Annotated in this window: 21 protein-coding genes and 1 tRNA gene; 10 read left to right on the plus strand and 12 right to left on the minus strand. The window is 37.7% G+C overall.

Features of this window, described 5'->3' with window-relative positions:
• Window positions 1–97 precede the first annotated feature (97 nt).
• Window positions 98–1,456 carry an Ig-like domain-containing domain gene (locus EHQ31_RS00335; RefSeq protein ID WP_167481614.1) on the minus strand — a complete coding sequence of 453 codons (1,359 nt, stop codon included), beginning with the start codon at window positions 1,454–1,456 and terminating at the stop codon, window positions 98–100.
• Window positions 1,443–2,942: a TolC family protein gene (locus EHQ31_RS00340; RefSeq protein ID WP_208652693.1), complete on the minus strand. Its 1,500-nt coding sequence runs from the start codon at window positions 2,940–2,942 to the stop codon at window positions 1,443–1,445. The genes EHQ31_RS00335 and EHQ31_RS00340 overlap by 14 nt, the downstream gene beginning before the upstream one ends.
• A 176-nt stretch (window positions 2,943–3,118) precedes the next feature.
• Between EHQ31_RS00340 and EHQ31_RS00345 the strand changes: the two genes are divergently transcribed.
• Together EHQ31_RS00345 and EHQ31_RS00350 are read left to right on the plus strand one after the other, a co-directional pair.
• The gene (locus EHQ31_RS00345; protein ID WP_208652694.1) at window positions 3,119–3,847 is read left to right on the plus strand and encodes a FecR family protein; all 729 of its coding nucleotides are present in this window, start codon (window positions 3,119–3,121) and stop codon (window positions 3,845–3,847) included.
• A complete protein-coding gene (locus EHQ31_RS00350; protein ID WP_167481615.1) occupies window positions 3,847–4,764 on the plus strand; it encodes a DUF4384 domain-containing protein in 918 nt (305 codons plus the stop codon). The genes EHQ31_RS00345 and EHQ31_RS00350 overlap by 1 nt, the downstream gene beginning before the upstream one ends.
• A 189-nt stretch (window positions 4,765–4,953) precedes the next feature.
• Here the strand turns inward: EHQ31_RS00350 and EHQ31_RS00355 are convergent, their stop codons facing one another.
• Window positions 4,954–6,102, minus strand: a complete 1,149-nt coding sequence (locus EHQ31_RS00355) for a PHP domain-containing protein (protein ID WP_135570766.1) — start codon at window positions 6,100–6,102, stop codon at window positions 4,954–4,956.
• A 52-nt stretch (window positions 6,103–6,154) separates the two neighbouring features.
• Between EHQ31_RS00355 and EHQ31_RS00360 the strand changes: the two genes are divergently transcribed.
• Window positions 6,155–7,693 carry an ArnT family glycosyltransferase gene (locus tag EHQ31_RS00360; protein ID WP_135570768.1) on the plus strand — a complete coding sequence of 513 codons (1,539 nt, stop codon included), beginning with the start codon at window positions 6,155–6,157 and terminating at the stop codon, window positions 7,691–7,693.
• On the opposite strand, the gene EHQ31_RS00365 is transcribed toward EHQ31_RS00360, so the two are convergent.
• On the minus strand, window positions 7,690–8,094 hold the full coding sequence (locus tag EHQ31_RS00365) for a thiol-disulfide oxidoreductase DCC family protein (RefSeq protein WP_135570771.1): 405 nt from the start codon (window positions 8,092–8,094) through the stop codon (window positions 7,690–7,692). The genes EHQ31_RS00360 and EHQ31_RS00365 overlap by 4 nt on opposite strands.
• A gap of 67 nt (window positions 8,095–8,161) precedes the next feature.
• Between EHQ31_RS00365 and EHQ31_RS00370 the strand changes: the two genes are divergently transcribed.
• Entirely contained in the window at window positions 8,162–10,108 is a 1,947-nt protein-coding gene (locus EHQ31_RS00370) for a M3 family metallopeptidase (protein ID WP_135570773.1), read from the plus strand.
• On the opposite strand, the gene EHQ31_RS00375 is transcribed toward EHQ31_RS00370, so the two are convergent.
• Entirely contained in the window at window positions 10,088–10,648 is a 561-nt protein-coding gene (locus EHQ31_RS00375; RefSeq protein ID WP_135570775.1) for an SCO family protein, read from the minus strand. The genes EHQ31_RS00370 and EHQ31_RS00375 overlap by 21 nt on opposite strands.
• Entirely contained in the window at window positions 10,648–11,082 is a 435-nt protein-coding gene (locus EHQ31_RS00380) for a copper chaperone PCu(A)C (RefSeq protein ID WP_244247218.1), read from the minus strand. The genes EHQ31_RS00375 and EHQ31_RS00380 overlap by 1 nt, the downstream gene beginning before the upstream one ends.
• A 10-nt stretch (window positions 11,083–11,092) precedes the next feature.
• Here EHQ31_RS00380 and EHQ31_RS00385 point away from each other — a divergent pair, with 10 nt between their 5' ends.
• Window positions 11,093–12,112 carry an alpha/beta hydrolase gene (locus EHQ31_RS00385; RefSeq protein WP_135570779.1) on the plus strand — a complete coding sequence of 340 codons (1,020 nt, stop codon included), beginning with the start codon at window positions 11,093–11,095 and terminating at the stop codon, window positions 12,110–12,112.
• Here the strand turns inward: EHQ31_RS00385 and EHQ31_RS00390 are convergent.
• Window positions 12,092–13,993, minus strand: a complete 1,902-nt coding sequence (locus tag EHQ31_RS00390; RefSeq protein WP_135570781.1) for a hybrid sensor histidine kinase/response regulator — start codon at window positions 13,991–13,993, stop codon at window positions 12,092–12,094. The genes EHQ31_RS00385 and EHQ31_RS00390 overlap by 21 nt on opposite strands.
• A gap of 23 nt (window positions 13,994–14,016) precedes the next feature.
• On the opposite strand from EHQ31_RS00390, the gene EHQ31_RS00395 reads away from it, so the two are divergent.
• Genes EHQ31_RS00395 through rktP form a run of 3 tightly spaced genes read left to right on the plus strand, consistent with a single transcriptional unit; the run spans window position 14,017 to window position 16,167 of the window.
• Window positions 14,017–14,286 carry a Sec-independent protein translocase subunit TatA/TatB gene (locus EHQ31_RS00395; RefSeq protein ID WP_135570783.1) on the plus strand — a complete coding sequence of 90 codons (270 nt, stop codon included), beginning with the start codon at window positions 14,017–14,019 and terminating at the stop codon, window positions 14,284–14,286.
• Between the two features lie 10 nt (window positions 14,287–14,296).
• Window positions 14,297–15,076, plus strand: a complete 780-nt coding sequence (gene tatC, locus EHQ31_RS00400) for a twin-arginine translocase subunit TatC (RefSeq protein ID WP_208652695.1) — start codon at window positions 14,297–14,299, stop codon at window positions 15,074–15,076.
• Window positions 15,073–16,167 (plus strand): Arg-Lys translocation region protein phosphatase RktP, encoded by a 1,095-nt coding sequence (gene rktP / locus EHQ31_RS00405; RefSeq protein WP_135570787.1) that lies wholly within the window; start codon window positions 15,073–15,075, stop codon window positions 16,165–16,167. The genes tatC and rktP overlap by 4 nt, the downstream gene beginning before the upstream one ends.
• Here the strand turns inward: rktP and bla are convergent.
• The 5 genes from bla to EHQ31_RS00430 form a co-directional block, all read right to left on the minus strand.
• A complete protein-coding gene (gene bla / locus EHQ31_RS00410; RefSeq protein WP_244247219.1) occupies window positions 16,144–16,989 on the minus strand; it encodes a subclass B1 metallo-beta-lactamase in 846 nt (281 codons plus the stop codon). The two genes, rktP and bla, sit on opposite strands and share 24 nt — an antisense overlap.
• 104 nt (window positions 16,990–17,093) lie before the next feature.
• A complete protein-coding gene (clpX, locus tag EHQ31_RS00415) occupies window positions 17,094–18,374 on the minus strand; it encodes an ATP-dependent Clp protease ATP-binding subunit ClpX (RefSeq protein WP_135570789.1) in 1,281 nt (426 codons plus the stop codon).
• A 16-nt stretch (window positions 18,375–18,390) separates the two neighbouring features.
• On the minus strand, window positions 18,391–18,993 hold the full coding sequence (clpP, locus tag EHQ31_RS00420) for an ATP-dependent Clp endopeptidase proteolytic subunit ClpP (RefSeq protein WP_135570791.1): 603 nt from the start codon (window positions 18,991–18,993) through the stop codon (window positions 18,391–18,393).
• A gap of 3 nt (window positions 18,994–18,996) precedes the next feature.
• A complete protein-coding gene (tig, locus tag EHQ31_RS00425; RefSeq protein ID WP_135570793.1) occupies window positions 18,997–20,343 on the minus strand; it encodes a trigger factor in 1,347 nt (448 codons plus the stop codon).
• 62 nt (window positions 20,344–20,405) lie between these two features.
• Window positions 20,406–20,477, minus strand: a tRNA-Gly gene (locus EHQ31_RS00430).
• A gap of 755 nt (window positions 20,478–21,232) precedes the next feature.
• Here EHQ31_RS00430 and EHQ31_RS00435 point away from each other — a divergent pair.
• A complete protein-coding gene (locus tag EHQ31_RS00435; RefSeq protein ID WP_135570795.1) occupies window positions 21,233–21,940 on the plus strand; it encodes a hypothetical protein in 708 nt (235 codons plus the stop codon).
• A 94-nt stretch (window positions 21,941–22,034) separates the two neighbouring features.
• Complete coding sequence (gene lsa25.6 / locus EHQ31_RS00440) at window positions 22,035–22,676, plus strand: Lsa25.6 family adhesin (RefSeq protein ID WP_135570797.1); 642 nt, start codon at window positions 22,035–22,037, stop codon at window positions 22,674–22,676.
• The last annotated feature ends 51 nt before the right edge of the window (window positions 22,677–22,727 follow it).

The following is a 22,727-nucleotide window of genomic DNA, read 5'->3' on the forward strand; positions in this document are numbered from 1 at the left end:
TTCTTGCCATTAGGCAAGGGGTATGTTGCTTTACGTATTGCAAGATTTTCAAAAACACATGATAAGAAAACTAAAGGTAGGAAGAGTAATATGTATTTCATTTTGCTTCCACCTGAATGGTAAATCCAACTTTCATACGTTTTCCTGATATAGATTTGGCTTCTGGTTCCAATCGAAATTCATAATAAGGATAGTAATTAGGGGAAAGGGCCGATGTTTGCAGATTAAAATCTCCACCAGTCCCTATGTTTCCGAACAGAGTTCCATTACAGCTAGCTTCACTTTCTGCATATGAATAGGTTAACTCTTTACATCCAAAAGGAAATGTTGTTTGACAATGTGACCAAACCCAAGTCGACAAACGAATATTTGTCGATGGTGGAGATATTTTTGATAACTTACTTGCACCAATCACTGAAGTAGTATCCATGAATTGGTTAAAAAATATCTTAAAATTATCTGTATTTACATCAGCACATGCCAGTGGGCTTCCTGAAATTCCACTTCCGTCATCCCCACCGCGAAACTGATAGAAATTTGGATTTAAAATTGGTAGACCCCGGCTCCAAAAACAGAAATTAGAATCCCAACGAGCACCTGTTATTGATCCAATTTCTTGGGTTCCTAATCCACAGTTTTGTGATTCTAAACCAAATCCGATTACTTCTGGATCACTTAAATCAGGCCCCACTAAAAAATTCATTCGTATGGTTTCCTCTAATTCGGCCCCATCGTCTGCGTGTATTCCTTTTGGGAATACTATATGGTATCTTGTCTCAGGTGTTAAAATGGTATCAGGTAATATTCTAAATTGAGATGTGTTATCCCATTCCAAACGATAAGACAAGGAAGGTTCCATTCTTAGTCCCAATTCGATTTCCGTTTGGTTCATTGGTTTAGTGAAACGGACGAAAAACGGTGGTGGCCCAGGTATTCCAGAACAAACAGAATCTACTTCCCCTAATTTAATATCAGTGGAATTTCCTCCGGCCAAACATTCAGTTTCTGTACCTGTTAAAACCAATAAGGTTTCCAATTCAGGTGATTTAGGAATTTCCTTCTCGCCTACTCGAAAGGGAACTGTATATACGCGATCCAAGTCTTTACCATTTTTATCTTCACATTGTTTTGTGATTCTGATAATATATCCACCTGACGGCAGTTCCGTTTTTGGAATAAATTTTAAACTTAAATCGTTAGTTTCAAATGAACCCCTTACTTGCGGTTCCAATGAAAAAGCCGAAACACAAGATTGGATGGACATTGGATGACTAAATAAAACGGATATTTTCGTTTCTGGATTTACATCGATTGTATCGGAAGCCGGAGAAAAAGCCAAAATTTTAGGAGTATCTTCTAAGCTCAAAACTCCCAACCAGTCTTGTATGGATCCAATTTGAGAATGACAATGGACCAACAGAACCATAGAAAATAAATTCCATTTAACGAGTTTCATACGGATCCTCCATTAAGAATGGGTAAGTTCTTTTTAATTTTGGTTCGTTTATTTTTCGGTTTTCTGATGAAGTATTCTGTTTCCAATGTTCTAAAACTATTGTGAGATCATTGGGAACCGTTTTGGATTCAAGTTTGTAATACCGATTGTCAAATGGATCTTCACCGATTAACAAAACTAGTTCTAATGCAGTTGTTAGATATTGAAAGTAATGGTCTAATAAGGTTTCAAACCCAATAAAGACATCCTCTTCTGATTTCAAATATTCGATTTCCGAAATGATACCTTGGTTTCGTTCTTCTTTTTTGAATCGATGTTGGTATAAGTTTGATTTAGTATTTTCTAAGTATAAATTGTACTTACTGTAAATTTCAATTAACCTAATTTCTGTAGATTGGATTTGGTTTAATACCAAAATCTCCGATTGTTTCCATTCTGATTTTGCTTGTAACAAACTCATTTTCGAATCAAAGATTTTTTTATTCCGACCTATATCATCAAAAAGTCCGATTGATCCGCTTTGAAATGAATTTTCACCAGGACCTACTGGTTGAGGTCCGTATCCAGGAATTCTCTGTATTCCATTTCCCTCTGATTGAATTCCATTTTGTGTATTGGTTTGAAAACTAGTTCCACCTAAATTAGCTTGAACACCAAAACTCAATCCATAAATTTCATTCTGTAACGGAAATCCAGCGTTTCCATTTTTTCCGAGATAACCACCCAGTATCAATTTTGGTTTCCAATCATTATCCAAACTTTCTTGGTCAAGTTCCGCTAGTTCCATTTGTAACCGGGCTTTTTTTCGAATTGGATGGTTTTCATCAAAAGAAGTTTTTATATTATTTGGATCAAATATGCGAATTCGTTCGGTAAGTCCAGTATCCAAAACAAAATTCACTCCAGGCAATAGAGACATCGCTTGTTGTAATTCCAAATAAGCAAGTTTCCTAGCAGATTCAGAATGGATTTTTTTGGATTGGAAATCTACTTCCCAAACTTTACGTTGATCCAATTCCCCCTTGGGCGAAAGGCCTAGTTCACTTTCTTTTTTACGTTTTTTCTCCTCCCAATGGTAAAGTTCTGATCTTAGTTGATAAATCGAATCAACTAACAATCGCTTTACTGAATTAAAATAAGAAAAAGAAATAGACTTAAAAACTTTTTCACGTAAAAGTTTTTTTTCTTCCGAATGGATCAATCTTCTGATTTCTATTTTTTGTTTTTCTCTTTCTGTTTCTCCTCCATCATAAAGAAGTTGTTGGATTTGTAGTCGAACATCTCTATATTCTTGGTCGATTTGTTCCTGGTTTTTAGAAAAGATACCAAAATAATGTACACCTAATTTAGGGAGGTATTGTTTCCATTTGTCTTTGGTAAGAATCGGAAAAATCTCAGACCGCATCTGTTCCAATCCCAAATTACCATTACGCTCCATCCCAATCCAGACACAGTCCTCCCATAATAATTTTCCCTCTGCTAACATCGGAGTGGAATGGAATCCAAGGAATAAACAGAGAACCCAAGTTTTATGGCACATATCAGAAGATAGGTGAAGAATTAAAAATTTGGTTCCCCTTCTCTACGTTTGTAGCGAAATTTTTGAATTTTTTTTTTAGTTTTTTGGCTTGTAAGAAGAGACAGTTTGGTTATAAAAGTGGCATGATTCGAATCCTTGTGTCCATTTTTTGCCTTTTTTTCACTCTCACCCTATCAGCCGAAGAAGTGGGAATCATCAGTTTCATCCAAGGAAAGAATTACCTTTCAGGTCCACGTTTCAAAAAAGCCAAAGAACCAGTGAAGTTAGGAAGTATTCTAAAAAAAGGCGACACCATCACAACAGAAGACGGAACTTGTGAAATCCAATTAGCTACCCAAGCGACGATTCGACTTGCCAAGTATTCTTCTGTCCAAATCGAAGACCTTCTCAATCCCAAATCAAAATCGACCACTCTGAAACTTGTTGGTGGAAAGTTATTTGTAAAAGCTCACAAACCTGAGTCGGGTCTCCCAAGCCAAAACCCACTAAGTGTGGTGAATCCTAGTTTTGTTGCTGGAGTCCGCGGTACTGAATTTTTAGCGGCTGCTCCGGATACAGCAGGAGAAAATGAAGATCTTAGCAAAATAGAAACGGGTGTTTATGTAAATGAAGGAACCGTTGCGGTAAGCCCAGACAAAAAGGGAAAAGTAACTCTCGTGACAGAAAACGAAGAGGTTCTTGTTTCTGGAAAAGAATTAAAAAAACAAATTTTAGATGAATTCGTAAAAGAAAAAATGAGAATCTTCCAAGAATTCAAAGCCATCAAAGAAGAAAACTACCAACGTATCAAAGAACAATACGAAAACAACGACAAACTGATGAACGATTACAAAGGTAAGGCAGAAGAATAATGAAACAATTTTGGATCTTAACTTCCGTAATTACGCTTTCCCTGTTTTCGTCAGACCGGTTAGGAAAACGTCCTGTTTATAAAATAGCAGTGGAAGTAACTCAAGGAACTGTTGAGGCTAACTTACTACGTGATTTTTTGAAAGAACAAATCCAAACATCAGGTCGCGGACAAGTTTCACTCCCTATGAATGGGTTTGATTCTAATATTTGGGAATTTAATAAAGAAGGAATGGCTTCTCCAAAAACTGCAGAAGTTTTGCAAAAACTGAATGATATAGACAAACTGGCCCTCATAACAACAGAAGATGGGCAAGCTGTGATTTCTTTTGTAGATGTCCTCCACCAAAAACTGGAGTATCGTAATTCCCTACCCGACAGTCTTTCCAAAACTTTAGTTTTCGACTTTCTCGGATTTTTGGATAAAAAAAATATCTACTTAGCTTTATCCGAAACAGGAACAGGTTCTAACTCGCAATTGAAAATCAATTCCTTAAAACCTACTTATATAGCTGGAGAACCAATTCGATTTGAAATTGAATCGTCCGAGGACAATTTTGTTTACGTTGTATTAGTACCAGAGAACCAGAAAGGGGAACCCGTTTTACTTTTCCCCAACCAATTTCAAAATGATAACTTTATCCGGAAAGGTGACAAAGTGACTATTCCAGATAAACGAATTTCGTTTAAAGCTTCCTCAACTCCTTCCAAAGATCGTATTCGTGCTTTTGCTTCTCGGGAAGAATGGAAAGAGTTTCAACTTCGCAGTAAAAAAGAAGATTCCTTTTATAAAATCTTACCGCCTGCTGTCACTGGCACAAAAGCTACCGCTCGCTCAATGGTAGTTCCGCAAACCATAACCGCATCGATTGAACAAAGTCCAGTTATGGAATGGGATTACCAAATCATTTCTAGATAAATTCTAACATAAACTCTCATACCTTTTTTAACCTAGGTATGAGGGGCTTATTCTTGATTGTTTCTTAGTGCGCATGACGCTTTTCACTTGTTCATTATATAAATATTTCTGCAATTGTTACTTTGCGCTGAAACCTATGGTGGTGCCCGCCGAACAAAACTTAAAATTCAACAAAGGATTGGTTATCAGTTAATTACTTAAGTAAATAGCGTTGGAAAGGATAGAACCAGTAAGGGCAACCATCTCCAAACGCACATAAACATCTTTTTCTTGGAATCGATATTCAGCATTGTTTGTGTCTGGGTTTACCTGTAACAATTCGCCTTTTTGTCCGATAAAACGAATTTCCAAATACCTTTCCCTAGAATTCACTTGGATGGTATTATCCTTTGTCAGAAAAATTTTCGGTACCTTAGGATCATCCGCACCTTGAAAGAATTTTTTAACACAATAAAAAGATCCAGAATTGAGAGAAGATAATACAGAAGTTTGATCTTTTTTACCTTCCGCTGTAACAATATAACGTAAAAAACTCTCTCCCTTCCTTGACCGTTGATTTCCTAAAGTTTGAATCAAATCTTTCCAAAAAGGTTGGTCAAAACTTTTGATTGAGTTTTCTGGAAAATAATGTAAGTCATCACTTGCCATACAATGTATGTTTCGTCCTTGGCTAAGAAGAGAATCCAATATCTTTGGATCATCGCCAAACGGCGAATATACTTCTACTGCTTGAAATCCATCAATTGCCAAAAGTTCTTCCCTTGAAAACGAATCGAATAGTTTTGGATGCGAAACAACTACATAACCACCTAACTTTTTCATGCGATCCATAACCCAATTCAGATTTTCGCGACTCGCATATATAGGAAAATAATCATAAAAAGATTTTTTAATCCCAATGGCAAGTAAGTGACGTTTTTTTAAATTTTGTCCCCATTCCATTCCACGGATATATTCTTGATTTTCCGTTTCAGAAACTTGCCCATAATCAGTGATAGCAACATTGGAAAATCCATCTCTTTTGTATTCGGATTGGATTTCATTTACAGTATGTCTCTCTGGGGTAAACCATACCTCATTGGAATGAGTGTGTAGGGATATTTTTTCCTGTCCGTCCCCAATCCAATTTTGGTATGGATTAATTATTTTTGTACCTTGAAAAGAGGAAGCTGGCAAAACAATCGACTTTCTAAGGAGTAATACAACTGCTAGTTGGTAAACAATCAATATCCCCAATAAAGATAATAAAATTAATACATATCTGTATTTCCAGAGGGAGGGACGCACTGCTATTGAGTTATCTGCATAGGCAATGGAACCCGGAACATTGAAAAGCATAAGAAAATTCTATATATCTTTTTTTCCAATTTGATTCCAGTTTTGTTACAAAATGAATACAAAACACCAGGTACATTTCTGCTTTGACAAAGTAGGTCTGGTTTTCTCTCTTGAGACTGTGAAATTCTTTTCTGTCCACCGCACCTTTCTTTTACTACTTTTTGTATTGGTAGTTTTTTTGTTTTATGGGAATTCCTCTCCCCTAGTTGATCAAGATGAGGCTGCCTATGCAGGTTTTTCTAGATCCATGATGGAAACAGGGGATTACCTTTCTATGAATTTTCCTTATTCCACTCCACACAGAAAACCACCTCTCCATTTTTGGATTACCTCTTTTCTTTTTCAAATATTCGGACCTTCAGAATGGGCCTTACGTTTATTTCCTGCACTTTGTATTCTGGGAACAGGTTTACTAACATACCACCTTACCAATGTTATGTACGGACAAAGAACGGCTTTGTATGCATTCAGTATTCTAAGTTTTTCACTCTATTTCCCTCTGAATGGAAAAATTGCCTTAGTAGATTCCCTTTTAGTTTTTTTAAGTATGTTAGGTTATGTTTCTCTTTACCACTGGATATTATCTAATAAAAAACGATTTGTATTTTTGTTTTGGCTTTCCGTGAGTTTGGGTCTGCTTGTAAAAGGACCTCCTATTCTTATTTTCCTTGGGGGAACTTGTGTCCTACTTTTAAGCCTGAATCAAATCCGTTTTAGAATTTGGAAACTAAGTCCTTTTTTATGGTTTCCTATTTCCCTACTCCCACTTTTTCTTTGGGGATATTTCTCTTGGCAAAAAGACAATGGGATTCTAATCCGATGGATGTTGGATTGGTATATTTTTCGACGAGCGACAGATCCTGTATTTGGACAATCAGGTCCCCCTGGCACCTATCTTATGTTATTTGCCATTACACTTTTCCCTTGGACTAGAATTTATCTTTCCTTTTTAAATGAAAATGGATGGAAATTGTTGGCGTATTTAAAAACAGGAGGTTTAAAACTTTTTATAAACTTACTTCCTTGGAATTGGAAAGGAATCGATTCTCCGTTTACACCAAAACGATTTTTACTCATAGGACTTGGTTTTTCTTGGATCTTTTACGAAGGTTTGGTTAGTAAACTTCCATCTTATCCATTAGCAGCCTATCCAATCCTTGCCATCCTTCTCGGTGACCAACTTTCAAGAAAACATAATCAAATCTATATGTTTCGGTTGTATTTGACTGTTTCTCTGGTTATGATTGCGGTCTTATCTTTTGTGATCCTTCCAAAGTTTTCTGAACTCAGAAAGGAAACAAAAAAGGTTGCAAGTGAAATTCAAATTTTGGTTCCTCATAAAGAAACCTTACATACCTTTGGTGGTCTAGGGATTCCAAGTTTTGCCTATTATTACCATAGGCCCATTCATGAAATGAATTGGGAAGAAATACAAACCACTAAAGGTTATATCCTTGTCACTGAATCCGATTATTTACTTTGGAAAGGACTAGGAATTGGATGGGAAACAATCGGAGAACCGTTTTCGATTTTTGCCTACGATCGCAATAAAAAACTTACCCTTAGACTGGTTACTACAAAGAAAAACTAATCCAAGAATCGTTTTTTTATGTTTGGTGAAGGGATCATACAAACTTCCGCTTTACCAAACCAGTTGTATCTATGTTTGGCAATGTACCTATAGAGGAAATTTCTAATAAATCGAGGAACGAACCTAAATCCAATCAACAAAAACCAAGGGAATTTTAATTCAGTAACCAATTGCAAAATAGCATCGGATTCAACGTATAACTCCCCTTCTTTCCAATAGAGGATACTATCGGGGAGTTTGGAAACCATGTTTATGGGGATTAGAGAATGGAAAACTTCAGAACCAATCGCAGAAAAGTATAAATTTTCTTTTTGGTTCCTTTTCAAAAGAAACTGGACCGAACCCATACACAAATGGCAAACCCCATCAAAGAAAACAATTTTACTTTTTTCAGGTAGCATCCTTTCCCTCTGCTTCCAAACTGACAGAGAACTATTTGAAATCGAGTCTAAAACAATAGAGGCCATTATGTTTCCTGAATTTCATTCTGAAAATCTCCCAAAAAAAGAATCAGCCATTTTAGAAAAAATGGAGTCCAACAAAAACTTCATCCAAACACTATTACAAATAGACAAACCTAACTTTCAAAACTTTGTTAAACCTTACCAAAGAATCCAAACCGAACTTAGTGATTTAGTTACAGAAATTTCCCATCTCAATTCAGTAAAAAATAATGAAGAGAGCCAAACAATCTATAGTCGACTTTTACCGATCCTCAGTGAGTATTATACCGACCTTGGACAAAATGAAGAGATATTTTCAGCTTTGTTAAAAATTCAAAACTCAGAAAAAAATCTAAACCACGAAGCATCCAAAGTTTTGGAAAATGAAATCCGTGATTTCCGTTTGTCTGGTGTAGGACTTGATATCAAAACAAAAGAAGCACTCAAACAACTTCGCATTCGTTCATCAGACCTCTCTAACCAATTTTCACAAAATGTTTTAAATGCTACCAATGCCTTTGCCCTTTACCTTTCCGAAGAAGAAGTAAAAGGCCTTCCTGAAAGTGAAAAAATTTCAGCCAAACAAGAGGATGGAACATATAAATTCACCCTACAATTCCCATCTTACATTGCTTATATGACCTATGGCGAAAATAGAGAAATTAGAAAAAAGCTCTATGATGGGTATTGTACAAGAGCACCAGAAAATGGAAAACTAATGGAAGAAATTTTAGAACTCCGAGACAAAGAAGCAAAACTCCTTGGATTCCCTACTTTTTCTCATTTGAGTTTGGCTACCAAAGTAGCAGATACTCCCGAACAAGTTATTGAATTCTTAGACCATCTTGGGAAAAAAGCAAAACCTATCGCATTACGAGAATTAAACGAAATTAAAAATTTTGCCAAAAATTTGGGACATACCGATTTAGAACCTTGGGACCTTACCTATTTCTCTGAAAAATTAAAAAAGGAATCCTTTTCTTATGATGAGGAAATTTACCGACCCTATCTAGAAAAAGAAACAGTCATCCAAGGAACTTTTTTATTTTTAGAAAAACTTTTAGGAATTCAATTCAAACAAGTAAACACTTCCGTCTGGGAACCGTCTGTCCTCTGTTATGACTTAGTCGTAGATGGAGAAACAAGATCTCGTTTGTACTTAGACTTAGAAGTCCGAACCGAAAAAAAAGGTGGGGCATGGATGCACAATTGGAAACCTCATTTCCTAGACGAAACAGGAAAAAAAGAACTTCCTGTTGCCTTTGTTGTAGCCAGTTTCCCTAAAGCAACCGAAACACAACCTTCACTTCTACGACCAAGCGATGTGGTCACTCTCTTCCACGAATTAGGTCACGCACTACACCACCTCCTCTCTCGTGTCAACGAAGCCTTTGTCAGTGGAGTGAATGGGGTGGAATGGGATGCAGTGGAATTCCCTTCTCAGTTTTTAGAAAACTTTGCTTATGAACCAAAAGTATTGGAGCTTTTCGCTAAACATTATCAAACGAAGGAACCAATCCCAAGTTCTTATATCGAAACTATGGTTAAGGCCAAAAATTTTATGTCAGCGATGGGAGTAGTTAGACAAATTGAATTTGCGAAGTTTGATATGTTGATCCATCTAGAAAAACCAACGGAGTCTCGAGTTCAGGAAATTTTAGACCAAGTTAGAAAAGAATTTTCGGTGGTATTTCCGCCAGCTTATAATAAATTTCAAAATTCTTTCACACATATCTTTGCCGGTGGATATGCAGCAGGATATTATTCCTATAAATGGGCAGAACTTCTTTCAGCAAACGCCTACTATTCGTTTGTTGATAAAGGTGTATTCGATTTAGAACATGCTGCCCATTTCAGAAAAACGGTTTTAGAAAAAGGTGGCTCTGGGAACGCAATGGATCTTTTCCGCGACTTTTACGGTCGAGATCCGGAAATTGATGCCTTACTTCGCTTAAACGGAATTGCCGCTTAAAGTAAGTATCGATTTTGTGATAACTTCTTTGGGATCAGTAGACTTGATTAACTTTCTTGTCTTACGATTTTTGTCCAAAACATAAATGTAGGTAGAATGGTCAAAACTTTGGCCATCTTCTGTTTTTTGGACATAGGCAGCGTATTGTTTTAGAATTTGATTCGTTGTGCCTTCCGAAAAAGAAAGTCCAATCGATTGTGGCAAATAAAATTGTACATACTTTGTTGTTGTCTCTGGAGAATCACGCACAGGATCTACAGAGATAAAAACAACTTTGAATTTAGTTTTTTCCTCAGATGAAAGCGGTTCTACGGCTGCTTTTATTTTTGCCAAAGTATTAGGACAAAAATCAGGACAATAAGTATATCCAAAAAAAACTAGTAGAACTGGTTCTTGAAACGATTTAAAAGACACTAATTGTCCCGATTTATCTTTTGCTTCAATATTTCCACCAATCGGGAGCTCTGTGAATTCTAAACTCGAACCACATCGTAACATTGATATTCCAACTAACAAAATTAAGACTATATTTTTTTTCATTATTGATTCATTTCCACAACTACCGTTCGACTTTCTCCGTTAGAAAATTGGATTTCCAATTTTAAATTTCCAGAAATATTCCCTTTATCGAATAACATCAGATGATTTCCCGACCGCATCAACTGGATTGATTGATTTACCTTTAAAAGGATCGGATAATCCTTCTTACGCATCCTGGCAACTTGTGTCTCGCTGTCGATGGAGGTTTCATGAAACTCAACTGTTTTGTATTGATTACTGACGATGTTTCGAATCTCCACATCCACTTCAAAAGGATTTCGAATCTCTCCATAAACAGCAGCAGTTTTTGCTACTTCTGGTGGAGGTGTCATCCAGAGTCGGATGGGTTCTGTCGGTTTGTGACAGAAAACAAACAAATTGACTTGAATTAGAAACAGAAATCCTGCATTTGTTATATTTATCTTTCGTAACAAGAGAACCTCGATGAGAATAATAATCAAATGGGTGATAGCCATCACTCTCATTCTTTCTGCATTCCTAGTATCCACTTACAACTGGTCTATCAGTGAATACAATTATGATTCCTCTCGGAAATTCGAAAATTTTGAATCCTTTTACCAAAATGAACTGAAGACCAGCCTCAGCGAAAATACAAGGCCAAACAACGAGGAACTTCTCATCCGTGTTTCGGAAGAAAAAACTCCCATTGCCATAGTTTATATACATGGCTTTGGTGCTAGTCGTGGGGAAGGTGAAGAGGTAACAAACTTATTATCCGAATACTTCGGTGCCAATACTTATTATTTAAGACTGCCAGGACATGGAACGAATCCCGAAGACCACTTAAATACTCAGTTTCAAAAATACTTGCAAGATGCAGAAGATAGTCTGATTTATGCAAGAGAACTCGGACAAAAAACTGTTCTCATTGGAACCAGTATGGGTGGAAACATTGCTTCCTATTTAGCAGCAAAACATCCAGAGCTTGTGGATTCCCTTGTCCTTGCTTCTCCATTTTATGATTTTGATGATCCTAGTGCGCATATGTTTCGTTTTCATTGGGGAAAATCTTTTATCAATGCTATCAAAGGCGAAATGCGTATTTCCAAAACCGACCCAAAAGATGAATCGGGAAAGTTTTGGTATTTAGACCAGTATTATGGTGCCATTCAAAATCTTTTAGATTTAAAACGATTTGTAGACAAAGACAATCCGTTCCCTCGCATTACAGCTCCCACCTTACTCATGTACTACTATAAATCAGAAACAGACCATGATTTTGTTGCCTCTGTTCCTGCTATGTTACATGTCTTCGATCAAATTCAATCGGGTCCAAATCACAACCCCAAAAACAAACTTTTAAAAATTGAAAACGGAGCCCATGTTTTGCTTTCCAAATACGTGAAATCAGACAAAGAACTAATCGAAAAAGAACTCATTCAGTTTATCAAAGATACGACAGGTGCAGAAGAAGTAAAAAAATCAAAGAAAACCAAACGATAACAATATCGTTTCATAAAGTTCATCTACGGATATTGGTTTCGAACGAACCAATATCCCTTCTTTATCCAACTCTTCCGAATCAAGTCCTTCCATATTTCCTGTATAAAGAATCGCCGATAGATTTGGATTTACCTTCTTTATATTTCGAATGAGACTTAGGCCATTGATTTCTCGCATTCGGTAATCAGACAAAATAAAATCAGGAACTTTATTTTTTAAATTTTCCAAAGCTGAAGTTGCCGTTCGGAATACTTGAGGAAAAATTTGTTTTTGCGAAAGAACAAAACTAATCGCTTCACTAGCTGCTTCATCATCTTCAACCACCCAAATTTCTTTTTCAGAAATCACTGACCAAACATCTTTAGGTTTATTTTCTTGGTTTGTTTTCTTTGCACCGAATAGATTCTGCCCTTCCTCTAAAGGCAAATAAATATGGATTAGAACAGTCATTGGTTCTGGTTTTTCGATATAGAACTCACCTCCCCAATTTTTCACATAACGATTGATTAGTTGCATGCCCGTCCATTGGAATTCTTCCTCGCCAAAATTGACAAAGTCCAGTGTATTTAAACCGGAAAGACTAGGTAAAGAAAGCCCGGTAAATTCCATAGATACCAAAAGTTTAAACTCATCCGCGGGCGAAGTTTGTATTCGAACAAGTCCCCTTTTCCGATCATCCCAAACCAGAAGTCCACCAGAAGTCAATTCACATAGAATTTTGGAAAACCGAACCGCATCCAACTTTGTATAAAGAGGAAATTTATAAAAATCGAATTGAGCTTCTACATTTTTCGGTAACCCTGCATTTACAAGAGGAATGGCAGACTCGATCACCGAAGATATTTCAATTTTTGCGGAGGAATTTTCGTCTTTTGCCTTTGAATATTGGATGATCCGATGGATCATTGAACGGGCATTATCTGCTCCCATTCTAATTTTTCCCAAATATTCTAAAATTTTTGATTCGTCATATTTCCCCAATTTTATTTGTTCTTCACCTAACTGAGAAAACACATGTATTGGTTGTAAATAGTTATTTAAATCATGCGCAATATTAGTCGCCAAACTACCGATAGTTTCCATTTTTTGTGAATGCAACTGATAGGATTCGAGTTGTTTTTTTTCAGTCACGTCATCCAAAAAAACATAATAGAAATCTGGTTTTCCTTGTGAATTACGAAAAGCACTGATCCGTCTATATACATTAATACGCCTACCATCTTTTCTTGTTAAACGAGACTCTTCTACCCCTTCTTTAAAAAAACCAAAATACTCCATCTCTTCTTCAGATATAGGTTCCCCTTTGATCCGTTTGATATTCAAATCTGTTAAATTTTGAAAACTATACCCTGTGATTTCCGTAAACCTTGGATTGATACGAAAATATCCACCTTCCCAATCTTGTAGAGCCATTCCTACAGATGCATTTTCAAAGAGTCCAAGAAAAAACTGAATTTGTTCGACAATATTGATTTCGTTTGTTTTTTCATTGGTCACATCGCGAACAAAAACAATTTGTAATTGCGAATCCATATTCGGGATGTTTACTTTTCGTTTTTCGAACTGAAACCAACGAACTAAAATTTCATTCGGCATTCGAAATCGGTAATCGCCTTGGATGGTGTCCCGATCAAAATGTTTATTTGGGATAAGAAACTGTTCCTTAAAATTGGCTTTATCTTCTTCTGCGACCCATTGTAAAAGATCGGATTCCAAACATTCCTCGGTGGTTTTGTGACAACCCAAATTGTTTTTAAAAAAATCGTTAGAAAATAAAATTTTCCCGGATTTTGGATCTGTTAAATACACTCCACCGGAAAATAGATTGGGCAAGACCTTAAAGAATTCTATCATTCCGCTTGCTTCTAGATTCGTTTGCATAACTCTTGCCTTAAGAGGGAAATATGCCATCCAATCCGTTTTCTTTTCAAGCACCTATTGCTTTTTTTAATTTGGGACCTTGGGAGATTGCACTCATCGTCTTCTTAGCGTTACTTTTTTTTGGCGGAAAACGCCTTCCCAGTCTTGCAAAAGATTTAGGTTCGGGAATCAAAGAATTTCGTAAATCCTTAACGGGACAGGAAGACGAACCAACACAAACCAGTTTTCCCCAAGAAGAGCCAAAGTCAGCTTCTTCGGGCGCTTCCAAATCCGGAAAAAAGAAAAAAGCATAAGATTTAAACCTTGGCCGGGAAAAAAAGAACTGTACTCCCATTACCCGAGGGTTCCGAAACCAGGGAAAAGTATATGTCTCTGGGGGATCATTTAGAAGAACTCCGCCAAAGGCTGATTTATTCCATTTTAGTGGTGTCTGTTTTTATGATAGCCACCTTATATTTTGGAAGTGAAATCCATACCATTCTCATCCAACCCTACAAATCTGTTTTAGGACCCGATGCCCATTTTTTTCAGATCCAGCTGATGGCTCCGTTTCTGATTTATCTCAAAACCTCTTTTATTTTATCGGTCCTTGTTTCTTTACCATTTTTACTCTACATCCTTTGGGGTTTCATTGCACCGGCTGTGGACACAAGGACAGAAAAATGGGGTAAATTCATCATCCTATTTTCTACCTTACTCTTTTGGTCGGGACTAGCGCTCTGTTGGTTTACCGTATTCGAAAACTTCCTTAGGATTTTCCTTGTGGTTCTTAGACCCGATGGAGTGGATCCGTATTTACCGATTGACGAGTATTATGATTTGTTTTTTAATTTGCACCTAGTGTTTGGTGCCTCCTTTCAATTACCAATTGTTCTCATCCTTCTTGGTAGGATTGGAATCCTTTCTTCCCGGTTTTTGATTTCGCGATGGAGGGAAGCAGTCCTTATCATTTCCGTTGTGTCTGCAGTTCTTTCACCAGGCCCCGATGTTTTTTCTATGTTGATGTTACTCGTTCCTCTTAGTTTTCTATTCTTTCTTTCTGCTATCATTATGAAAGTATTGGAAACAACAGATCGCAAATGAGTTTTCGAGTTAAACTTCCTGTACTCTTAGGTATCATTAGTTTTCTTTTTTTCCTCATTCATTTTTTATTTGCAGAATTTACATTTACTCATTGGCAAAACCCCAAAGGAGAAAATGCACTTAACTTCAATTTGGTGGGAATTTATTCCTCTTTTGTATTTTCACTCCTTCTTGGATTTTTAACTTATTATTTCCTGGGATTTTTATACCAATATATTCTTCATGTCATAGCTCACATCCAAGATACTGAACTCCCGAAAGACATTCAAAAACTAAATAAAGATTCGGAAGAATACAAAATCTACAAATCAGTTCGATTTACCCTTCTTCAGGGAGATGAAAGTTTCGGCGAAGAACAATTCGAAAACAAATTTGATTGGAAAACGAACCAAGCAGCTTCCATAAATAAACAAATTCCCGACATTCATATTCCAAAAATTCATGGGTTCGATGTATCAGTTTTTCCATCGGTTATGCGTTATGCGGGAGCTGACTACATTCGAATTGTTAGGGCCAAAGATGGAATTTTTGGAATCCTTGCAGGGCATATGGAACCCGGGATTTTAGAATCCTCTGAAAAAGTTTATATTCATGGGATCATTTCTTCTTTGGGAGATGGTATTTTTTCCACAGATGAAATTTTAGAAAAACTAAAATCAGCACTCCATCAATTTACATTTTTAAAATTAAAAATCTCTGCCTTTGTGATTCAAAACAAAGAAGACAAAATGTCTTTTTTGCACTATATGGATATGCCTATCTTCCAATTTTCAGAGCACGGAATCCAAGTGATCGAAGGAAGCGGAGACGACCATTGGTATCCCAACCACAAACACCCACTTTCTATGGCTGATGGAATCGAAATTGGGGATTATTTGGTTTGGGCCAGTGACAGGACACTTACTCAATTTGGACTCACATCCTTTGAAATTATGGAAGAGTTTGTGGATTATCTTTTGGATTTAAGGCCTAGTTCCTCTAGACAGATGTTACTTGCCATTGCCAAAAAAATGAGCGCCCTAGGTGCTGAAAGAAATCTCTCAAACCCAATGGAAAAACTTTCAATTTTAGTGGTTAGGCGTAACAAGTAAACGAATTGTATGGCGAAGTAAATCCAACTTCCCCCAGTCACCATGCCCTGGCACTACGACCTCGGCATCTGGATAACGAGATAAGACCCGCTTCACTGAATTGGGCCATTCGTTTAGATCTGCTTCTTTGGTATTTCCTAAGTCTTCTGCGTCTAGTGACTTCACAAGACAACCTCCAAAAAGAATATGAGTACCAGGAAGCCAAACCACAATATTATCAGCTGAATGTCCGTGACCTGGAAAAAAAACTTCAACTGACTCTTGGCCCAAAGAAAATCTTGTTTGGATGTCAAGGATGGGATTTGTTTTTCCCAACCCTCTTTCCTTTGCTAATTTCGCTGTTAAGGAAGTGCTATAAACGGGGATGTTTCGATTGTGAAATAAAGGAACTCCCGCCATACGGTCGTCATGCGCATGGGTCACAAGAAGAAACAAAACCTCTTTTTGGAACTTGGTTTTGATATCAGAAAATAATTCTTCTGTTTGTGATTCGGTCCAAGGGGTATCAATCACTACAGCTCCTTTGTTTGATAGAACCACAAGTCCATTGGCAGAATATACCTTTCCGCCAAAGGTCCCGAAACTGCGATGGATCCAAACGGTTTCTTTGATTTTACTCCACTCTAAATGAGAGGGAAAAACATTAGAATCTAGGATTTGCGTTTGGTCCTTTGGATTAATATTTGGTTCGGGAATTTTTTCAAAATGGCAGTGATAAAAAGAGAACCCTAAACAAAAATAGAAAATAAGCAATTGAAATCGAATTATAAATGGTAAAGAAAATTGCAGGGATCTGTTTTTTACGTGACTGGAACCTAACATAAATTACTCCTAAAAAAGAAAAACCTATCGGTCCGATAGGTTTTTAATCCTTTCTCTAGATCCAAAATTTAAGGTTTTAAATCCAGAAATTGTATTTAGAACAGTTATGCGATTTTTTCGATATCGCCTTTCAGAATGGTGATTGGTGCGTCTTTTTTAAGAACTGTTTCATCAGTCACAACCACTTCCAATACATCCTTACGGGATGGAATTTGAAACATGAGTTCCATCATAATTTCTTCTACGATGGCACGGAGTCCGCGGGCTCCACTTTCCCGTTTAATTGCCGTTTGGGCAATGGCTTCAATGGCAGATTCAGTAAACTTGAGTTTTACATTCTCAATATCAAACATCTTTTGGTATTGTTTGAGAAGTGAATTTTTTGGTTCCGTAAAAATGGATTTTAAACTTTCTATAGTGAGTTCATCCAGAGTGGCAATGATCGGAAGTCGGCCAATGAACTCTGGGATCAGACCAAATTTCATTAGGTCATCTGGAATCACATGGTGAACCACAGATTCCCCTTCTTCAATTTTACGACCTTTGTCATTTACGATTTCGTTGGAATGGAATCCGATTGATTTTACACCAACTCGTTGTTTGATGATGTCACTTAGGCCAACAAACGCCCCCCCACAAATAAAGAGGATGTTTTTGGTTTCTACTGGAATGTATTCCTGATGAGGGTGTTTACGCCCCCCCTGTGGTGGCACATTGGCAACCGTTCCCTCAATGATTTTGAGAAGTGCTTGTTGGACCCCTTCCCCACTCACATCACGAGTGATGGAAGCAGAATCCGACTTACGAGAAATTTTATCAATTTCGTCGATGTAGATGATTCCCATTTCCGCACGTTTCACATCATTGTCTGCATTTTGTATGAGTTTGAGGATGATGTTTTCCACATCTTCTCCCACATACCCCGCTTCCGTAAGAGCCGTGGCATCGACGATGGCAAAAGGAACTTTTAAAATACGAGCTAGAGTTTGTGCAAGGAGAGTCTTTCCCGAACCAGTAGGGCCAATGAGCATGATATTGGATTTTTCCAATTCCACGTCTCCCGCCTTACGTTCGTTATGAAAGATTCTTTTGTAGTGATTGTAAACAGCAACAGACAAGGCTTTTTTAGCTTGTTCTTGTCCAATCACATACTGGTCTAAGATTTTTTTAATTTCAGTTGGTTTAGGGATGTCACCGACAATGGCAGTTTTTTCCCCACCTTGCGGCTCTTCTGCGATGATTTCATTACATAAGGAAATGCACTCATCACAAATGTAAACACCAGGACCAGCGACAAGCCTTCTTACTTCATCTTGGGCCTTTCCGCAGAAAGAACAATGTAATTTTTCTCTGGAATTACCCGTTTGGCTTGGACGTTTGGTCATGATGTAGCCCCTCTTATTAAGCTTGTGGCATCTGTTTGCGTTCTTGGATGACGTTGTCAATGACGCCGTATTCTTTGGCTTCATCGGCACTCATAAAAAAATTTCTTTCTGTGTCTTTACGGATTTGGTCGGAGGATTTTCCTGTATGCCTTCCATAAAGATCGATGAGTTTGTCTTTGATCTTGATGATTTCTTTCGCAGAGATTTCGATATCGGATGCTTGTCCGCCCGCTCCACCATAAGGTTGGTGTAACATAATTCTAGAATTAGGAAGTGCGGAACGTTTACCTTTGGCCCCACCCGCAAGAAGGAGTGCTGCCATAGAAGAAGCCTGTCCAATACAAAGGGTCCTTACCTCAGGTTTGATGAGTTGCATGGTATCGTAAATGGCAAGGCCAGAACTCACATACCCACCAGGGCTATTGATGTAGAGATAGATGTCACGGTCAGGGTTCTCAGCCTCTAAAAACAAAAGCTGTGCCGAAATGACATTAGCATAGGTTTCGTCGATAGCAGATCCAAGAAAAATGATCCGGTCCTTCAAAAGCCGCGAAAAAATATCGTATTGGCGTTCGCCACGGCTTGTTTGTTCGATGACATAAGGCATGAGTGTAGACATAGTTTACTCTTCTTTCCCGCTAAGAATTTTCTCAGCATCTTCTGTTGAAATAGTCTTAGGCGACTTCTTTTCTACCTCAGCGTATACAAACTCGTCGATTTTATCAAACAGGAATTTGTCACGGTAGTAGGTTTCCGCCTTCTGTTTTTGGACTTCTTTTTTGAGAGTTTCGGCAGGAATTCCTTGGGCAGATGCTTCTTTTTCGTAACCCGCTTCTACTTCTTCGTCAGAAATCTGGATTTTGTGGTCTTCCGCGATTTTCTGCTTCAAAATATAGGTTTGGATGCGTTTTTCAGCCGCTTTTGAGAAAGATTCGCGAACTTCTTTTTCTTCCTTATTCAATCGTTTTGCGTAGTCGGCAAGCGAAGATACAGGAAGGCCAAATTCACGCATAAAGTTTTGGAATACGGTTTCTGTTTCTTCGTAAATCAAAGACTCAGGAATGATGAATTTGGATTCTTTGATGATTTCATTGTAAGCATCGTCAGTGGCACGTTTTGTGAGCGCGTTTCCGAAAATTTCAACTAGTTGTTTTTTGGTTTTTTCTTTTAACTCTTGTAAGTTGGCAGAACCATCCACTTCGGATGCAAAGTCATCATTGATTTCAGGATAAGTCACTTTATAAATCGCTGTGACAGTCACAGTATAAACAATGGTTTTTCCCGCAGACTCAGGAGACTGTGGGTAAGAGTCAGGGTAAGTAAAAGAAAACTCTTTGGTTTCGTTTAATTTCATTCCAAGAAGGTTCGTTTCAAAACCTGGTGGGTTCTGAGGAGCACCCATTTGGAATTTGCCCACTTGCCCTTGTTCTGGGTATTCTTTGTCAGTTTCTTTGAACTTATAATTGATTTCCAAAAGATCTGCGGATTCTACCGGTTCTCCCTCTTCTTTCAAAGAGTTACGAGCCATGTTTTTTTGAATTCCTTCTAATTCTTTTTGGATGTCCGCATCAGAAATTTTAATTTCTTTTGGTTGGATTTTGATCTTTTTCAACTTAGGTAAGGTGACTTCCGGTTTGGTGTCGTAAGTGGCTTTGGCTTTGGCACCTGTATTTTTATCGAAGGTTTCCATTTGGAATTGGGGCAGACGAATTGGTTTGTGTTCCAATTTATCAAACAAATCTGCCATTGCTTGGTTGAGCATAATGTTGGCTGCATCATCCATTACGGAATCCCCAAGAACTTTTTCGACCATATTCAGAGGTGCTTTTCCAGGTCGAAACCCGGGGATTTTTACTTTTTCAGATGCATTTTTGTAAGCCTTAGAGTAGGCAGTGCGGACTTCTTCAGCGGTAAATTGAATGCTGAGGTCACAAGTTGCGTTGTTATTTTTTTTTGCCGTAAATTCCATCGTATTATATCCAGTGTAAATAAAGAGAGTGTAGTGGAAAGAAAAAGAAGCGTACCTTCATTAGCGGGAAACGGGACTTGAACCCGCGACCCTCTCCTTGGCAAGGAGATGCTCTACCGCTGAGCTATTCCCGCAGAAGGTTTGTGAAACCATCATTTGGAATTGGGGCAAATCGGCAAGGAAAAAAGGCAAAAAGGAAAGAGGAAAATCGAGGGAAAGATTTAGGACCAGATCCCCGATATAGGGAACCGAGTTTTGTTCCCAACGAGTCTACCATCTAACGGGTGTCATCTCCAGTAATCCAAAATAACCTTCCCATATGTACCATTAGTTGCTACATTCCTTCTCTCCATAAAAAAGATAACAGTGTTCCTTTTAGGGAAGGTTGTTTGTATCATCAGTAATTCTTTATATGCGAAACCTTACGTCCGAAACCAAAAACCTAGAATCCTCTTTTCGGAAAAACGGACCAGCTTGTAACAATTAGCGAACAGCGAACTCAATTGAAGGATTCATTTATGGAAATCCCTCGAAGAGGATCTCCGAAAAACAAATATTATGGGAAATTTTCAAAATCTACCTTTGGATTCCTCATATTTTCTTCCATTTCCGACCCAGCAACACTTGTTATTACCAAATTTTCAATGGCCCATTGCTTGAAATTGAGTTTTGTAAGGTTATTTTCTACCTACGAAAGTCTGAGGCTCCAACCTGTTTTAGATTGATTCTATGCCACCGCATAATCCTTGTATGGATGCAAAAATGTCAAAATTTGCAAGGTTCACAAAAAATTGCGTATTTAAACCGAATTCTCTTGACACAATTTTCATATCTGCGACTAACTAGTACCCGCTGGCAAACGGCGATAATATTCCATAAGGAAACACGAATGAAAAAAACAACATCTATCCTCCTCGCTCTACTTTTCGTAGCTGCGGTTTTTGGTAACTGTAAAGAAGAAGAAAAAGACGACAACACTGTACTTGCACTATTGCTTTATGCAAATGACCAATTAAGCGGTAACTGTGCTACTGTTACTAGAAACAGCTCAACATCTTACTCTGCAACAATCACATCTGTTCCAAAAGGTGGTTGTAAAGTTGCTTCAACTAAAGCTGAATATGAAGAAAGTATTAAATCAGTAAAAACAAAAGTTCTAGGTTATTACACAAGCCAAGGTGCATCTTGTAATTCTTCTGCAGCTATTGCAACAACTCAACTTGACAACTTAATCACAACTTCTAACAACAAATCTGATGCTACTTTTGCTGCAGATGTTGAGAAACAAAGAGCATTCACTGTAGGTAACCTTGTAACTGAAACTGCACTAACTTTAAAAAATACTGATAGTAGAACTGATGCACAAATTGCCGCTATGAAGCCAGGAAATTTGGAACAATATTTTCTATCTACAGCTATTGCTTATGCTAATGCGATTGGCGCAACAAGCTGCGTTAACCTTATGAAAAATATTGATCTTGAAGGAGTTACTGGTCTAATTTCAAGCCCTCCAACAATCATTACTTCTAAAACTTGTACTTACGGATCTTCTGCATCTGCAACTACAAAATGTGCAACTCTTAACACTGAGTTCTAAGATTTCTTAAGAAATTCAGTTTTTAAGGACCGGTCACACTAGTGGCCGGTTTTTTTGTTTTACCTACACAACTTGGCTCTGCATTTTTCCCAATATGAAAAAAATCTTTAGTATCATCTCTTTCTGTCTTTATTTTACATGCTCTCCCTTAAAATTTACAGAAGTGAAAAACCAAGCCATCATCCAATGGAAAGACTTAGGTCTTGGGTTTTTCCTTGCCACCAAAGAAGAGGGAGACCTCTATCATGACCTAGCTTGGATCTACGGCGATTTAGAAGACCAATCCAAGACCTTTCCCTTGTTTAATGAATGGAGGGATCCCAAAACAAAACTACCGGTACGTAGGTTGTGGTTTGGACCAGAAACACAAAAATTAGTAGAATGGTCTGATACAAACCAAAATGGAATTTGGGAAACAAAAACCTATTTTAACCAATTTGCCAAAACAGGAATCACATCTGCGCAAGTTGCCTATTCCGAATTTGATACCGACGAAAATGGATTTATGAATGTAAGAATTTATTTAGGAGCCCGTGTGGAAGAATTGGTCCAAGAAAATGGCACCATTCGTATCTGGGCAGAAGGGAATGGCAACCTAGAAAAAGTCGATGCATTTATACGCACAAAAAAACTAACCGATTTAGGTCCCAGTCGTAAAATTCCCGTTGCAGAATCTTGGGTAGTTCATCCAGAAAAGGTGACACAAAAAGTCTACCGAGCCGTATATCAACCGTAAGTTGTGAATGGATATAATCTGGACACCTCAAAAGCGCTTTTAAGAAACTGT

It is taken from the genome of Leptospira montravelensis (assembly GCF_004770045.1).
Taxonomy (GTDB): Bacteria; Spirochaetota; Leptospiria; order Leptospirales; family Leptospiraceae; genus Leptospira_A; species Leptospira_A montravelensis.